This window comes from Halorubrum ezzemoulense DSM 17463, from assembly GCF_002114285.1.
Classification (GTDB): domain Archaea; phylum Halobacteriota; class Halobacteria; order Halobacteriales; family Haloferacaceae; genus Halorubrum; species Halorubrum ezzemoulense.
Genome location: NZ_NEDJ01000022.1, coordinates 18,802 through 34,362 on the forward strand (window position 1 = coordinate 18,802; position 15,561 = coordinate 34,362).

The window sequence follows — 15,561 nt, forward strand, 5'->3', positions numbered from 1 at the left end:
AAATCGACCGGCGGAACGGACCGCTCAGCGCTGCGGAGCCGCCGGTCAGAACAGCGCGGAGGCCGCCGCTTCGGCCGTCTCGATGACGGGCCCGAAGCCGGGCAGGAGCAGCACCGTCGCGACCGCCGCGAAGATGACCGCGGCGTACAGCGCCGTCGGCCGCACGTCGATCGCGTCGAGCGCGCTCGGCGACGCGGGGTCGTCCAGGAACAGCGCCTTCACGACCCGGCTGTAGTAGTACAGCGACACGACGCTGTTTATCGCGCCGAGCCCGGCGAGCCACAGGAAGCCGTTGTCGATGGCCGCCTGAAACAGGAAGTACTTCGAGAAGAACCCGGCGAACGGCGGGAGCCCCGCCAGCGAGAACATGAACACGGCCATCGCGACGGAGGCGACCGGTGCGCGCCGCCAGAGCCCCGCGTAGTCCGCGAAGGTGCGGCCGACGCCCCACCGCTCCGCCATCGCGACGAAGAGGAACGCGCCGGTGTTCATGAACCCGTAGACGAGCAGGTGCGCCATCGCGGCGCCCATGACGGTGCCGTTGGCGGGCCCGTCGACCGTGAGCGCGGCGACGCCGATGAGCGCGTATCCGGCGTGCCCGATCGAGGAGTAGGCCAACATCCGCTTGACCTCCTCCTGGACCGCGGCCGCGAAGTTACCGAGCGTCATCGTGACGGCCGCGAGGATCGCGAACGCGAGCATCCAGTCGACGTTCGCCGACGCCGCCATCTCCAGCGGGAACGCCTCGGTGAACACGCGGAACGCGACGACGAACCCGGCGGCCTTCGAGGCCGACGAGAGGAACGCGCTCACCGGCGCGGGCGCGCCCTCGTACGCCTCCGGCGCCCAGAAGTGGAACGGGACGGAGGCCGTCTTGAAGGCGACGCCGCCGATCATCATCACGACGCCGACGCCGAGCACGCCGGCCAGCCCGTCGATCGAGGCCGACGCGATGTCGGCGAGGATCAGCGAGCCCGTCGCGGCGTACACGAGCGAGATGCCGAACAGGAAGATAGCCGACGAGAGCGCGCCGACGAGGAAGTACTTCAGCCCCGCCTCGACGCTCCCGCGGTTCTGCTTGAGGTACGCGACGAGCACGTACGAGGGCAGCGACACCATCTCTAAGGCGACGAACACGACCGCGAGCGAGTTCGCGACCGCCAGAAGCGCCATGCCGGTCGCGGCGAACGTCACGAGCGAGTAGAACGCCGCTGGGTTGTCGTGGTCGTGGAAGTAGTCGTGGGCCGCGACGAGCACCAGCGCGGTCACCGACGCGAAGATGGCGGTGAAGAACAGCGACAGCGTGTCCACCTTCACCGCGTCCGCGAACAGCAACACCGCGCCGCCGTCCGGGCTCACACCGCCGCTGGCGGTGAGCCAGACGCTCGCCGCGAGCGCGGCGAGAGACCCGATCGCGCCGACGACCGCCATCGACGTGTTCGACCGCGCGTCCGGCCGGACCGTGTCGACCAAGAGCAGCGCGAGACCGGTGACGGCAAGCAGGAGCGCCGGCAGCAGCGCCGTCACGCCGGGCAGGCCGTTAACCATTGATCGTCACCCCCTCTACCACGGGTAGGGCAGCGTCGCGGATCATCTCGAAGAAGATGTCGGGCGCAACGCCGAGCACGATGATCGCTACCAGCAGCACCGCGAGCGGGGCGACGTCGTGGAACGGCGCGGGCCCCACGTCGTAGTCGGTCTCCAGTTCGAACGGACCGAACAGCGTACTCTGCATCGCCGACAGCAGGTAGCCGGCGACGATGACGATACCGAACATCGCGAGCGCCGTGAACACCGGCGCGTACGGGAGCGACGGGGCGGACAGCGAGCCGACGAAGATGAAGAACTCGCCCGCGAAGCCGGCCATCAGCGGGAGCCCCATGTAGCCGAACGCGCCGGCGACGAGGATCCCGACGGTGACCGGCATCCGGTCGGCCATGCCGCCCATGTCGCCGATCATCCGCGTGTGGGTCGTGTTGTAGATGACGCCGACCGCCATGAACATCAGTCCCGAGATGAGGCCGTGCGCGACCATCTGGAACGTCGCGCCGCCGACCCCGTACTCGGTGAACACGATGAGCCCGAGGATGACGTACCCCATCGACGAGACCGACGAGTACGCGACGATGCGCTTGAGGTCCTTCTGTGCGAGCGCCAGCATCGCGCCGTAGATGACGCTGATGACGGCGATCGCCGCGATCGGAACCGCGAGCATCGACGCCTGGTCGGGCAGCATCGTGAAGTTGAACCGGAGCAGCGCGTACGTCCCCATCTTCAGGAGGACGCCCGCCAGCAGCACCGACGCGGGGGTCGGCGCCTGAACGTGCGCGTCCGGCAGCCACGTGTGGAACGGCACGATCGGGACCTTCACCGCGAACCCGAGGAACATCGCGAGGAACGCGAACAGGGCGAGGCGGTCCGGCGCGATGCCGAACCACGTGCCCAAGTCACCCGCGGCGATCGCCTGCGCGATCTCGGGTAAGGCGAACGACGACACCGAGTCGCCGAGCGCGAACACGAGGCTCATGAAGCCGATGAACATCAGTAGCGACGCCGCGTTCGTGTACACGAAGAACTTGATCGCGGCGTACTTGCGGCGCGGACCGCCCCAGATCCCGATGAGGAAGTACATCGGGACCAGCACGGCCTCCCAGAAGACGAACCACAGGAAGAAGTCGAGCGCGGCGAACACGCCCAGCAGGTTCGCCTCCATGAACAGCATGAGCCCGTAGAACTGGCTCTGCCGCGAGTCCACGGGCGTCCACGCGCTGACGATCGCCAGCGGGACGAGGAACGTCGTGAGCACGAACAGCGGGAGGCTGATCCCGTCGAGGCCGACGAACCACGAGACGCTGCGGCCGCCGACTTCGAGCCACTCGATCTGCGTCGCGTACGCTATCTCCCCGCCCAGCAGGGCGTTGCCGCCGGCCTCGAAGCCGGACCACAGGTAGAGGCTGCCGACGAACGGGATCAGGCTGATCGCGAACGACAAGCGGCCGGCCCACTCGTCGGGCGCGAGGAACACGGTCAGCGCGCCGACGAAGGCGGCCGCCATGAGCGCTTCGAGTATCACAGGAACCACCCCCCGGTCGCGCCGAGCACGAGCAACAGCGCGACGAGTCCGAAGGTGAGCAGGGCGGCGTACTGCGAGACGATCCCCGACTGGAGCTGACGGATCCGACCGCCGCCGGTGAGGCTCACCGAGGAGACGCCGTTCACGACGCCGTCGATGATTCCCTGATCGAAGACGTTCGCGCCGCCCGCGACGTCTTCCGTGCGATACGCGAGCCAGACCTGCAGTTCGTCGAGGTAGTAGTTGTTGTACAGCACGTCTTTGATGCCGCCGAGCTTGGCGGTGTGTTCCGCGGGCGACGGCACGTTGTAGAGCCGCCAGGCGAGTCCGAGTCCGAGCAGCGCTAAGCCGAGCGAGACGGCCGCGCCGACGAGGACGGTCCCGGTCTCACCGCCGACGAGGTAGCCGCTGCTGTAGGGACCCAAGTCGGCGTAGTGGTGCGAGGAGAGGCCCTCGATGCCGCCCCAGTGGTTGTCGAGCCACAGGTGAAGCAGGTCGATCCCTTCGATGCCGAGGACCTTCTGGACCGGCACCATGTTGATGAACCCGGTGACGACCGCGAGCGAGCCGAGGACCGTCAGCGGCCCCTTCACGTTCCAGCGGACCGGGACGGGGTCGCGCGCGGTGTCGCTGCGGGGCTCGCCGTGGAAGGTCAGGAACACCATCCGGAAGGTGTAGAACGCGGTGACCGGCACCGCGAGCAGCCCCATCAGGTAGCCGCCGAGCAGCAGCGGGTCGTTGAGGCCGTGGACGAGCGCCTCGTAGAGGATTTCGTCTTTCGACCAGAAGCCAGCGAACGGGAAGATGCCCGCGAGCGCCAGCGACCCGGCGAGGAAGGTGTAGTAGGTGACGGGCAGCTTCGACTTCAGCCCGCCCATGTCCCACATGTCTTCGTTGTGGTGCATCGCGATGATGACCGACCCGGCGCCGAGGAACAGCAGCGCCTTGAAGAACGCGTGGGTGGTCAGATGGAAGACCGCGGCCACGTACCCGCCCGCGCCGAGCGCGAGCATCATGTACCCGTACTGGGAGATGGTGGAGTACGCGAGCACCTGCTTCAGCTCGTTTTTCACGAGCCCCATCGTCGCAGCGAACAGCGCCGTGAAGCCGCCGATGAAGGCGATGACCGCCATCGTCGTCGGCGTCAGCACGTAGAACCCGTACATCCGCGCGACGAGGTAGACGCCGGCCGCGACCATCGTCGCGGCGTGGATCAGCGCCGAGACGGGCGTCGGGCCCTCCATCGCGTCGGGGAGCCACGTGTGAAGCGGGAACTGCGCGGACTTCCCGACCACGCCGCCCAAGACGAGCAGGCCGACGACGGTCAGCCACGTCCCGAGTTCGACACCGCCGGGCGTCCACGCGACCGAGCCGGAGCCGTTGAGCGCCGCGTCGGCGAGCGCCGGGAACGACTCCGGACCGGCGAACTGCGCCGTGCCGAAGGTGGCGAACACCGCGACGACGCCGACGAGGAAGAAGTAGTCGCCGAAGCGGGTGACGAGGAACGCCTTCTTCGCCGCCGACGGCGGGCCCGGCTCCCGGAAGTTGAAGCCGATGAGCAGGTACGAGCAGAGCCCGACCAGCTCGAAGAACATGAACGCCATCAGGAGGTTGTCGGCGACGACGAACCCGAGCATCGAGGCCGTGAACAGACCGAGGCCGGCGTAGTAGCGCGGCAGGCCGGTCTCGCCCTCGTCGTTCATGTAGCCGAGCGAGAACACGTGGACGAGAAGCGCCACGAGCGTCACGAGGACGAGCATGAGCGCCGACAGCGGGTCGATCAGGACGCCGAAGGAGAGCTCGATGTCCGTCGGGCCGATGCCGGCACCGCCCTCGCTCGCCCAGTAGTACAGCGTCTCGTTGTACGCCCGTCCGCCCGCGACGGTCGCCGCGACCCAGATCGACAGCAGGAACGAGCCCGCGGTCGCGGCGATACCGCCGAACGCGCCGCCCTTCGGGAGGTACCTGCCCGCGCCGAGCGCGACCAGGAACGAGAAGAACGGGAGGAGCACGATCGCCGGGACGTATGCGAATGCGTTCACCATCTTACCACCTCATCTCCGCGGGAACAGTCACGTCTGTCGTGCCGAAGTTGCGGTATAACACGAGTATGATGCCGATGCCGATGGCGACCTCGGCGGCGGCGAGCGCGATGACGAACAGCGCGAACACCTGCCCCGTGAGGTCGCCGTAGTAGAGCGCGAACGCGACGAAGTTGATGTTGGCCGCGTTCATCATGAGCTCGACGCTCATGAGGAAGTACAGCGCGTTCCGGCGCGTCAGCACGCCGAACAGACCGACGCAGAAGACGGCCGCCGCCAGCAGCAGGTACCACGACGGCGGAATGGAGGACGCGACGGCGGTCACTGCCGGTCACCTCCGTCGCGTCCGCCGTCCGTGAACGCCTGTCCGACCGCCGAGATGACCGACCCGTCCTCCTCGCGTTTCGCGAGGTAGACAGCGCCGTCGACCGCGACGTCGAGCGCGACCGCGGCGATCAGGAAGGCCGCGAGGAACCCCTCCGCGGGGATGGTCGCGATGTCGTACGCGCCGAGGTTGAACAGGGCGTACCCGAGGTTGTGGACGATCGAAGCGTCAGCCGGGAAGCCCACCTCCTCGAAGCCGAACGTCGCCGCGTTGATCGTCGCGGCCAGCACGGCGAACAGGGCGCCCACGGCGACCGCGGGGGCGATCCGCGACCCGCGGCTCTCGTCGTTGCTCACGCGCTACTCACCTCCGTTTCAGAATCAGATCGCGTGAGCATCACGGCGAACGTGACCAAGATGAGAACCCCGCCCACGTAGACGAGGATCTGCATGGCGGCGATAAACTCCGCCCGCAGCATCACGTAGTGCACCGCGACGCTCGTGAGGGCTCCGCCCAGCAGCAGCGCGGCGTGGAACACGTCGCGCGCCAGGACGACCCCGAGGGCGAACGCCAGCGTAACCGCGGCGAACAGCCCGAACGCGATGGTAGGATAAACCATTGTGTTTGTCTCCTATGAGAACCCCTTTGAAGATTTCGAGACGAGCCCGCTACTGGTAGTCGACCTCGCCGTCACCCTCCCCGATCCACGCGCCGCGATCGGGATTGCGGGACTCCAGCGGGTCGATCCCCTTGTACCACGGGACGTTCTTGAGCTGTTCTTTGTTGAACACGAAGTCGTCTTTCGTGTCGGCGGTGAACTCGAAGTTCTGCGTCAACAGGATCGCGTCGACGGGACAGACCTCCTCGCAGAGCCGGCAGTAGATGCACTGCCCGATGTGGAGGTTGTACTGCTCACCGTTGCGCTGGTCGTCCTGAACGATCTGGATCGTGTCGTTCGGACAGACGTTCTCGCACTGCCGACACCAGATACACCGTTCCTGGCTGAACTTGTGGACCCCGCGGAACCGCGGGCTCACTTCGGGCGCGTCCTCCGGGTATTCCACCGTGAACGTATTCCCGTCCAGCGCGTGCTTCATCGTCGTCGCCATGGATTTCATGAGTCCAATCATGTTACGCGATCACCCCCACGATTACGGCCGTGAGCACCAGGTTCGCGAACGACAGCACCAGCATTCCCTTCCAGCCGATTTCGATCAGCTGGTCGATACGGACGCGGGGCAGCGCCGCGCGGGCCCACTGCGTGAACAGGAAGAAGCCCCAGATCTTCACCACGAACCAGATGAAGCTGATACTCTCCGGACCGGGCCCGGAGGCCCCGCCGAGGAACGTCACGGCGAGGATCGCCCCGCCGAGGAAGATGTGGACGAACTCGCCGAGGTAGAAGAGGACGAAGTACGCCGAGGAGTACTCCGTCTGGTACCCGCCGACGATCTCGGTCGGCGCCTCGGGGATGTCGAACGGATTCCGCCCGATCTCCGCCATGTTCGCCGTGAGGAACAGCACGAACGCGAACGGGTTCACGAGGGCGTACCACGACGGGATCGAGACGCCGGCGATCGTCACGAGCGTCTCCGTCTGCGCGCCGACGACGCCGCTCATCTGGAGCGTGCCGGAGAAGATCACGACCGACATCGCCGTGACGATGAGCGGGATCTCGTACGCGAGGTTCTGCGCGACGGCGCGGAGACCGCCAAGGAGCGAGTACTTGTTGTTCGACGCGTAGCCGGCCATCACCAGCGAGACCGAGGCGATCGACGCGAACGCGAACACCAGCGCGAACCCGACCTCGGGGTCCGCGAGGTGGAGGTTGATCGGACCGAGCTGGCCCATCGGGATCACGGAGAAGCCGAGCAGCGCCGACGACGGCAGGATGATCGGCGCGATGTCCCACGAAGGGCGGTCGACGCCCTCGGGGATGATCAGCTCCTTCGCGAGGAGCTGGATCGCGGCCGCCGGGATGATGAGCAGGCCGAACGGGCCGATCCGGTCGACCGCGATCCGGTCGGTGAACGCCGCCGTGATCTTCCGTTTCGCCCACGGGCCCGCGACGCCCGTGAACGCGAGGATGATGTTTCCGACGACGAAGGCGGCGACCAGCGAGGCCGCGACCTCGCCGATGACGCTGTCGAGCCCGAGCGTGTCGACGATGAACTCGGGGAACAGCTGTGCGGGGGCCGTACCCATCAGCGGTCCACCTCCCCGAGAACGACGTCGAGGCTACCGAGGGCCGCGATGACGTCGGGGATGTACTCCCCGTTCGCCATCTCCGGCAGCGTCTGGAGGTTCGAGAAGCACGGCGACCGGATCTTGAACCGCGCCGGCTTGTCCGTGCCGTCCGCGCGGATGTAGATGCCGAGTTCGCCCTTCGCGCCCTCGACGGCGCGGTAGATCTCCGTGTCGTCGTCCGGGCGCAGCGTGCGCGGCACGTTCGCCTGGATGTTGCGCTCGTCTTCGGGCCAGTCCTCGAGCAGGTCGACGCACTGCTCGATGATCTTCGCGGACTCCTCGACCTCGCGCATCCGGACGAGCAGGCGGCTGAAGTTGTCGCCGCCGTCCTCGGTGACGACGTCCCAATCGAGCTCGTCGTAGTAGCCGTACGGGTCGTCGCGGCGGAGGTCGTAGTCGACCCCCGAGCCGCGGGCGACGGGGCCGGTCGCGCCGTAGTTCTTCGCGACCTCCGGCGGCAGGATGCCCGTGTCGATGGTCCGCATCTGGAACACCTCGTTCGAGGTGATCAGGTTGTGGTACTCCTCGACGGACTCCGGGGGCTGGTCGAGGAAGTCCCGGGTCTTCGAGAAGAACTCCTCGCGCGGTTCCGGCAGGTCCCAGACGACCCCGCCGAGCCGGAAGTAGTTGAACATCAGCCGCTGGCCCGTCAGGTCCTCCAAGAGGTTCTGGACGCGCTCGCGGTCGTTGATGGCGTACATGAACGTCGCCGTGAAGTCGCCGTTGATGTCGAGCGCGAACGTCGCGAGCGCGAGCATGTGCGCGGCGATCCGGCACATCTCCGCGCCCATCGTCCGAATGACCTGCGCGTACTCGGGCACCTCGATGTCCGCGAGGTCCTCGGCCGCGCGGGCGTACGCCCACTCGTTGAGCAGGCCCGCCGAGATGTAGTCCCAGCGGTCGGGGTACGGCATGATCTGGTGGCGGTACGTCCCGGACTGCGCCATCTGCTCCTCGCTGCGGTGGAGGTAGCCGATGTCTGGCTCAACGTCGGCGACCTGCTCGCCGTCGAGCACCGTCTTCAGGTGGAGGACGCCGTGGGTCGCGGGGTGGTGCGGCCCGATGTTGAGGAACATCGTGTCGGACTCGGCGTCCTTGTGGTGGTCCTCCAGCGGGTTCGCGTGCTCCGGCAGCGTGGCGATCTGCGGCCGGTCCTTGTCGTAGTCCATCGACAGGGGGTGGCCCTGCCACGTCTCGGGGAGCAGGATCCGACGGAGGTCGGGGTGGTCGTCGTACTCGATCCCGATCAGGTCGTACGCCTCCCGCTCGTGCCAGTCGGCCGTGCGGAAGACGGGCTCGGCCGACTCGGAGACGGGGTCGTCCTTGTCGGCGGGCACGACGATGCTGACCTCTTGGGTCGGATCGTCGTACTTCTTCAGGTGGTAGATGGACTCGTAGCGGTTCTCGTACTCCTGTGCGGAGACCACGGAGAGGTGGTCGTACCCCGCCTGCTCTTTCAGGGTCCGAAGCGTTTCCTGAACGGTGTCCGGGCGGATGACGAACCCGGGCGCGTTCAGATGGTCGTCGCGGTCGACGACGAGGTCGCCGAGCAGCGCCTCCAGCTCGTCGGGGGTGCGCTCGACGGCGTCGTCGTCGACTCTGTCTGGTCGTTCGAGGCTCATGGCGAATCAGCGAAGTTGTACCGCATGACGAGTTCGTCGTCGTCGATCTGGTCGGCCAGCTTGTCGACGAGCTCGTCGCGTTCGAGGTCCGAGAACTCCTCCAGCTCGTACGGCTTGACGGTGACGGGCGCGGCCTCGCCGTTGGCGACGCGCTCCTGTAGTTTCACGACGCCGTACACGAGCGCCTCGGGGCGGGGCGGGCAGCCGGGGACGTGGATGTCGATCGGGATGACCTCCTCGGCGCCCTTGATCACGTTGTACCCCTCCTGGAACGGGCCGCCGGAGATGGTACACGAGCCCATGCCGACGACGAACTTCGGCTCGGGCATCTGGTCGTAGACGCGCTTCATCCGCGGAGCGAACTTCGAGACGATCGTCCCGGGGACGATCATCACGTCGGCCTGCCGCGGCGAGGCGCGGGGGACGCCCGACCCGAAGCGGTCGAGGTCGTGTTTCACCGCGTAGGTGTGCATCATCTCGATGCTACAGCAGGCGATACCGAACTGTAGCATGAACATCGAGGAGCCCCGACACCAGTTCAGGAACTTGTCGAACTTGGTGAGGATGAACGGCGAGGAGCCGAACGCCTCGCGGAGCCGGGAGTTGAACCGGTCCCCCTGCCCGGTCATCCGGGCGTCCCTCGTCTCGGTTACGACCTGCGATTCGTCGGTGATAAACGGTTGATCGCTGCTCATTAGTTGATGTCCTCCGTCGTTTTTCTGCTGGTCGCGCGGGGGCTGCGGGCCCAGCTGATCGCCCCCGACCGCCACGCCCAGACGAGTCCGACCGCGAGGATTCCGACGAAGGCCAACATCGGCCACAGCAGGTCGGCCATCGGCACGCCGGCCTGGACGGCCGGGCGGTAGATGACAGCCCACGGGAACAGCAACACGGTCTCGATGTCGAACACGACGAACAACAGCGCGACCATGTAGTACTGGATGTTGAACCGGATGCGGGTTCCGCCCGTCGGGGTCTCGCCGGACTCGTAGGTGGTACTTTTACCGGTCTCAGGCACGCTCGGACGGAGCAGCGCCGACACTGTCATCATCGCTATCGGGATGAGCAGGCCGACGACCGCCAAGGCGCCAATCGCTATCCAATCGCTCATATAGGTCTCCGTAACGTGCTGGGGTTTGGACCGCCCCCTCATAAGCGTTGAGTCTTGTGCGTCCCCGCGTGTGCGGGCCGGTACCGGCCGTTCGCGGTCGAAGCGACGCCGAAGCGACCGAGAGTCCTCGATCGGCCCTCGATCGTGAACCCGCGTGCGAGTGGGGAGGGGGACGGTGATTCGGTGGGAGACGAGGCATCCGGTTTTATAAACCGACGCGCGGTCGCGGTGGCGCGTGCCTACGAGCGGGACGGAGGCCCGCGAGGCAGCACGCGCGATGGAGCGGTGAGCGCTCGGAGAGCGCGAACAGCGAGGCTGGGGAGGCGTGAGGCACGGCACGGTCGCGGTCGAGGGAGACGCGAGTGGGCGGCCACGGAGCGGACGGACGCCCCCTCACCGGTCGCGGAACCCGTCGATACCGAGGTCGTGGAGGTCAGCGGAAACGTCCGCGACGCCCGCTTTCTGCCCGTCGTGGAGGTCGAGCAGTCGCTCTTCGACCTCGTCGTGTTCGCGCGCGAGCACCTGCGCCGCCGACAGCGCCGCGTTGTACGACTTCCCGGCGTCGACGGCGACGATCGGGGCCCCGGTCGGCATGCCGATCACGGAGTCGACCGACTTCTCTTGAACCGGCACGCCGATCACGGGGACCGGATACGCGATCGAGGCGGTCATGTTCGGCAGGTCCGCGGACTTCCCGCCCGCGCCTGCGACGATCACGTCCAGCCCGCGGGCCGTCGCCGTCTCCCCGTACGCGTACATCAGCTCTGGCGTCCGGTGCGCGGAGACGACGTAGCTCTCGTAGGTGAACCGCGCGTCCGGCGCGTCGCCGAAGTCGGTCTGCTCCGCGAAGCCGAGGTCGTCGAGCGCCTCGTAGGCGCCCTCCATGACGGGGAGGTCCGAGTCGGAGCCCATGATGATCCCCACGTCGGGGGTGGTCGACGGGTCGGCGTCCGCCGCAGCCTCCGATTCGAGCCGCTCGATCAGGTCGTCTACCATGGTCATGATCGGACGTTCGGCGGAGGGCTACAAGGAACTCCCGGATGCGGCGACGCCGGTGTGCTCCGTCTCCCGGACGGCGTTCAGAGGTACGGGCGGAGCAGGGCGCCGTCGTGGAGGGCGGTTGGGACCGCCTCGAACCACCGTGCGGCGCGGATCTCGTCGGGAGAGACACCGAGACCGGCGGCGTCGGGAATACGCCCCGCGGCGCGGGCCGCGTAGACGACGTACTCAGCCTCGAACGCGACCGCACCGCTCTCGGCGCCGACGTACGACTGCTCGAAGACGCCGACCGGGTCGTCGATCGCCGCGCCGAGTCCCGTCCCCTCGCGGCCCTCCCGCGCCCCCGCGGTCGGGGGCGACTCGTCGGGTTCGACCGCGCCGCCCGGAAGGACCCACCCGTCCGACCACGAGGTCTTCACGAGCGCAATCCGACCGTCGGGGTCGCGGACGCGGGCGGCGGCGGTCAAGCCGGTTCCCGCCTCCGCCCACTCCCGAAGGGCCTCGATCCGCTCTTCCGGGAGCCGGATCGACTGCGACTCGCGAGGGGCGCCTGGCGCGACGCCGCCGGGAGCGTTGTCAGACATCGGGGCGAGCTACGCGTCGCGGAACGTCAGTCCGTCCCGGAGTTCTCGCGCGTGTGAGAGCAGCGCGTCGCGGTCGGCCCCGTCGTCGCTTCCGCCGGGCACGGTCAGATGCCCCATCTTCCGGAGCGGGTACACGTCGTCTTTGCCGTACCAGTGGAGGTCGGCGTCGGGCGCGGAGAGGACGGACTCGACGTTCCGGAGCGTCGCCGGTCCGGTCGCCTCTGCGTCACCGAGGACGTTCGCCGTGACCGCGGGCGCGACGAGGTCGGTCGGGCCGAGCGGCCACCCCAGCACGGCGCGGACGTGGTTCTCGAACTGCGAGGTGCGCGCGCCCTCGATCGTCCAGTGCCCGGAGTTGTGCGGGCGCGGCGCGATCTCGTTGACCAACACCTCCCCCTCGCGGGTCTCGAACAGTTCGATCCCGTAGACGCCCCGGCCGTCGAGGACCGCCAGTACGTCGCGGGCGACCGACTCCGCCTCGGCGACGACCGCGTCGTCGGCGCGGGCGGGACTGACGCTCTCGCGGAGGATCTCCTCGCGGTGGACCGTCTCCGTGACCGGGTACGTCCGCGTCTCGCCGTCGGCGCCTTTCAGGCCCATCACGGCGATCTCACGCTCGAAGTCGAGAAACTCCTCGGCCATCGCCGCGCCGCCAATCTGGTCGAGCGCGGCGGCCGCCTCGTCGGGCGTCTCGACCGGGACGTTCCCGCGGCCGTCGTAGCCGCCCTCGCGGGCCTTCAGCATGACGCCGCCGAACTCCTCGACGACGCGTTCGAGCCCCTCGGCGGTGGCGACCGCGACGAACTCGGGGACCGGGATCCCCGCGTCGGCGAGCGCCTCCTTCTGGACCAGCTTATCCTGAATCGTCTCCAGCGTGGCCGGGTCGGGGTGGACCGGCACGTCGTGGTCCTCGCTCGCGGCCGCGAGGACCGCCGGGTCCGTGAGCTCGATCTCGAAGGTCAGGGCGTCGACGCGGGCCGCCAGTTCGCCGATCGCGTCCGCGTCGTCGAAGTCCGCGACGATCTGGTCGGCCGCGACGGGCGCCGCCGGACAGTCGGGCGTCGGGTCCAACACGACGAGGTCGACGCCGAGCGGCGCGGCGGCCTCGGCCAGCATTCGGCCGAGCTGACCGCCGCCGACGACGCCGAGCGTCGGCCCCGGAAGAGTGATCGACATGTGCGGGTCGGTACCCAACAGAGATGAATAAGTATTGCCAATCGACCCGTCGAATACACACAGATACGGATCAAAGCCGAGAGAGCTGCCTCGGTGCGTCGGAAGGACGGACGGGACGAACCGACAGGCTGAGCGGGGGCCGAAGGGGACGGACCGACGAGCCGAACGAGGGGCGGACGGGACGAACCGACAGGCCGAGCGAGGGGCTGGGAGGGCGAGTCAGACGGAGATCCGTTCGAGGTCGCTCTCGAGTTCGTCGACGAACTCGTTGTACGTCTCGACGAAGCCGCGGAACCGGTCGGCGTACTCCCGGACGTCGGCCGCGGAGGGGGCGCCGTACTGCGAGAGGAGGTAGAGCCCACCGGACCCCCCGATCCGGAGGTACGAGACGGCCCCCTCGTCGTGTTTCAGCTCCCAGCGGTCGCCCTTGACGCGCGCGGTGAACGTCCCGTAATCGTCTCCCTCGTACCGGTGTATCTCCCCGGCGATCACCGCGCAGGTGTCGCGGATCTCGTCGAGGACGCGGTCGCGCTCGGCCACCACGCCCTCGGTGGTCGCCGGCTCTGGGAACTCCGCGCTCACGCCGTCGAGGACGCCCGAGAGCGAGTCGACGTGCTCGTTCCACGCGGCAACGAACGCCGCGTAGTCGTCGAGCGCGGTCGAAAGCGCCGCCGGCTCCGGCGGCTGCTTCGTCGAGATCACGTACGTGTCCGAGCCCGACTTCGGCGAGAACAGGAGGAACTCCAGCTCGCCAGCCTCGTGTTTCACCGTCCACTCGCCGCCGGGCGTCGAGAGCGTTTCGCGCCCGTAGTCACCGCCCTGGAGCCGCGCGAGCTGGTAGGCGATCCGCCCCGCGTGGTCGCGCACGGCGGCGACTATCTCGTCGCGGCGCTCCGCGACGGCTGCGGCGTCGCGCACGTCGAGGTCGATTCCGAGGTCTGCCTGCGTCGTCACGGGTTCACTGGGCGCGCCACTCGGTTAACCGGTTCGGGTCGGCGTCCGGTCCGCGGTTGTCTATCTACGCTTCCCCGCCGATCAGCGGCGGCGCAGTCACTCGATCGTCTCGCGTATCGCTCGAATCCGCTCCGGCTCGTCGAGCCCCGAGCGGATCACGACCGCCGAGACGGCGTCGCCGTCGGCGACCGGCGCGTCGCCGCTCAGTATCGCGTCCGAGCCGGTCTCGTCGGCGAGCCAGCGCCGCCCGTCGGCGATCGCCTCTCGGTTGAGCCACGCGGGCGGGCCGCCGACCACGAGGAGGGTCCGGTCGGCGCGCCCGCCGGCGACCTCGATCGTGTTCTTCCCGCGGGTCGCCTTCCGGATGACCGTCTCGATCGCCGACACCGCGGCGCTCGTGTCCACCTCGGCGGGCTCATCGGAGCCGAACAGCCCGAGCCCAAATCGGGACCCCGAGTCGGGCGGGTCCACCGCCTGCGTCGCGTGGCCGATCGCCGCGATCTCGCCGTTGCTCCCCACGGCGCGCGCGATGTCGCTCGCGTCGAGCACCTGCTGTGGCGTCTCCGTTCCGTCCGGCGTCTCGCCGGCGCCGAACAGCGCCGCGATCCGTTCGGCGGCGACCTCGTTCAGTCGCCCGCGGGCGTCCCCGAGCGTCTCTCTAGATCGGATCCACGCCGCGTTGTCGAAGGGGAAGACCGCCGCGCAGCGGTCCGAGAGCGCGTCGAGCGTCCGCGCGGCGTTCCGCTCGGCCAGCGGCCGATGGAGCGTCGGCGGCGCCGGGTCGCCGCCCGGTCCCGCAGCATCGGCCCCGTCGGTAGGCGCGCCCGCGGGGCCGTCCGACGCGCTCGCGGGACCGCCGTCGTCCGGTTCCTCCGTCTCGCCCGGCGTCGGGAGGAACCCGAAGGCGTAGACGGGGGCGTCGTAGAGCCGGGAGAGCTCCTCGGCGAGCGCAGGGGCCGCGCCCGCGCCGGCCGCGCCGCCGAGGCCGACGACGAGCAGGAACGCCTCCGCGAGGGAGGGCCGCTGGTCGTCCAGCGCCCTGCCGAGTTCGCTCGCGTGGGCGTCGCCGAGCCGGCGGCCCGCGTGGAGGTCGCCGCCGAGCCCGTCCCCGCCCGCGGCGTCGCCGAACCGGTACCGACGCTCCTCGCCGAGGGCGTCCAGCGCCCCGAGCGCGTCGATGTCCGTGTCGAAGGCGTGAACGCCCGCGAGGAACGGATCGCCGCCGCGGTCGGCGGCGAGTCGGTCGGCGATCCGCCCCCCGGCCCCGCCGAGGCCGATGACGTGTAGTCGCATACGTACCCCGGTCGTCGACCGGGGATAAATGACTTCGGCTCGCCGCGGCCGACGGGTTAGACGGCCGAGTGGTCCGACGACCGCGCGCTCGACACACCGGGCCCCGCGAGGACTCAGAATTCGGGGCCCCGCGAC

Annotated in this window: 16 protein-coding genes; all 16 read right to left on the minus strand. The window is 68.7% G+C overall.

All coding sequences use genetic code 11. The features are described 5' to 3' along the window. Positions 1-45: 45 nt before the first annotated feature. On the minus strand, positions 46-1,548 hold the full coding sequence (locus tag B9H04_RS08045) for an NADH-quinone oxidoreductase subunit N (protein ID WP_049931213.1): 1,503 nt from the start codon (positions 1,546-1,548) through the stop codon (positions 46-48). Beyond that, complete coding sequence (locus B9H04_RS08050; protein ID WP_049931345.1) at positions 1,541-3,055, minus strand: complex I subunit 4 family protein; 1,515 nt, start codon at positions 3,053-3,055, stop codon at positions 1,541-1,543. The genes B9H04_RS08045 and B9H04_RS08050 overlap by 8 nt, the downstream gene beginning before the upstream one ends. A 14-nt stretch (positions 3,056-3,069) precedes the next feature. Further along, positions 3,070-5,118, minus strand: a complete 2,049-nt coding sequence (gene nuoL / locus B9H04_RS08055) for an NADH-quinone oxidoreductase subunit L (protein ID WP_085682591.1) — start codon at positions 5,116-5,118, stop codon at positions 3,070-3,072. A 1-nt stretch (position 5,119) separates the two neighbouring features. After that, positions 5,120-5,440, minus strand: coding sequence for an NADH-quinone oxidoreductase subunit NuoK (gene nuoK, locus B9H04_RS08060; RefSeq protein WP_049931218.1), 321 nt, complete (start codon positions 5,438-5,440; stop codon positions 5,120-5,122). Further along, positions 5,437-5,796: a hypothetical protein gene (locus B9H04_RS08065; RefSeq protein WP_049931220.1), complete on the minus strand. Its 360-nt coding sequence runs from the start codon at positions 5,794-5,796 to the stop codon at positions 5,437-5,439. Before B9H04_RS08065 ends, nuoK begins: the two co-directional genes overlap by 4 nt. Further along, positions 5,793-6,059: an NADH-quinone oxidoreductase subunit J gene (locus tag B9H04_RS08070; protein ID WP_049931222.1), complete on the minus strand. Its 267-nt coding sequence runs from the start codon at positions 6,057-6,059 to the stop codon at positions 5,793-5,795. Before B9H04_RS08070 ends, B9H04_RS08065 begins: the two co-directional genes overlap by 4 nt. 49 nt (positions 6,060-6,108) lie before the next feature. Further along, complete coding sequence (locus B9H04_RS08075) at positions 6,109-6,570, minus strand: NuoI/complex I 23 kDa subunit family protein (protein ID WP_049931224.1); 462 nt, start codon at positions 6,568-6,570, stop codon at positions 6,109-6,111. Position 6,571: 1 nt separating this feature from the next. Then, a complete protein-coding gene (locus B9H04_RS08080; RefSeq protein WP_049931226.1) occupies positions 6,572-7,645 on the minus strand; it encodes a complex I subunit 1/NuoH family protein in 1,074 nt (357 codons plus the stop codon). Further along, complete coding sequence (locus tag B9H04_RS08085; RefSeq protein WP_085682592.1) at positions 7,645-9,309, minus strand: NADH-quinone oxidoreductase subunit D; 1,665 nt, start codon at positions 9,307-9,309, stop codon at positions 7,645-7,647. Before B9H04_RS08085 ends, B9H04_RS08080 begins: the two co-directional genes overlap by 1 nt. Next, positions 9,306-10,004 (minus strand): NADH-quinone oxidoreductase subunit B, encoded by a 699-nt coding sequence (locus tag B9H04_RS08090; RefSeq protein WP_006113007.1) that lies wholly within the window; start codon positions 10,002-10,004, stop codon positions 9,306-9,308. The genes B9H04_RS08085 and B9H04_RS08090 overlap by 4 nt, the downstream gene beginning before the upstream one ends. After that, on the minus strand, positions 10,004-10,420 hold the full coding sequence (locus B9H04_RS08095; protein WP_004596397.1) for an NADH-quinone oxidoreductase subunit A: 417 nt from the start codon (positions 10,418-10,420) through the stop codon (positions 10,004-10,006). Before B9H04_RS08095 ends, B9H04_RS08090 begins: the two co-directional genes overlap by 1 nt. A gap of 393 nt (positions 10,421-10,813) precedes the next feature. After that, on the minus strand, positions 10,814-11,422 hold the full coding sequence (gene purE / locus B9H04_RS08100) for a 5-(carboxyamino)imidazole ribonucleotide mutase (protein WP_049931229.1): 609 nt from the start codon (positions 11,420-11,422) through the stop codon (positions 10,814-10,816). A gap of 77 nt (positions 11,423-11,499) precedes the next feature. Continuing rightward, on the minus strand, positions 11,500-12,003 hold the full coding sequence (locus tag B9H04_RS08105; protein ID WP_085682593.1) for an NUDIX hydrolase: 504 nt from the start codon (positions 12,001-12,003) through the stop codon (positions 11,500-11,502). Between the two features lie 9 nt (positions 12,004-12,012). Next, positions 12,013-13,179, minus strand: coding sequence for a 5-(carboxyamino)imidazole ribonucleotide synthase (locus B9H04_RS08110; RefSeq protein WP_085682594.1), 1,167 nt, complete (start codon positions 13,177-13,179; stop codon positions 12,013-12,015). A gap of 219 nt (positions 13,180-13,398) precedes the next feature. Next, positions 13,399-14,133, minus strand: a complete 735-nt coding sequence (locus B9H04_RS08115; protein ID WP_049931235.1) for a hypothetical protein — start codon at positions 14,131-14,133, stop codon at positions 13,399-13,401. A gap of 96 nt (positions 14,134-14,229) precedes the next feature. Next, the gene (locus tag B9H04_RS08120; protein WP_049931238.1) at positions 14,230-15,426 is read right to left on the minus strand and encodes an FtsZ/tubulin family protein; all 1,197 of its coding nucleotides are present in this window, start codon (positions 15,424-15,426) and stop codon (positions 14,230-14,232) included. Between the last annotated feature and the right edge of the window lie 135 nt (positions 15,427-15,561).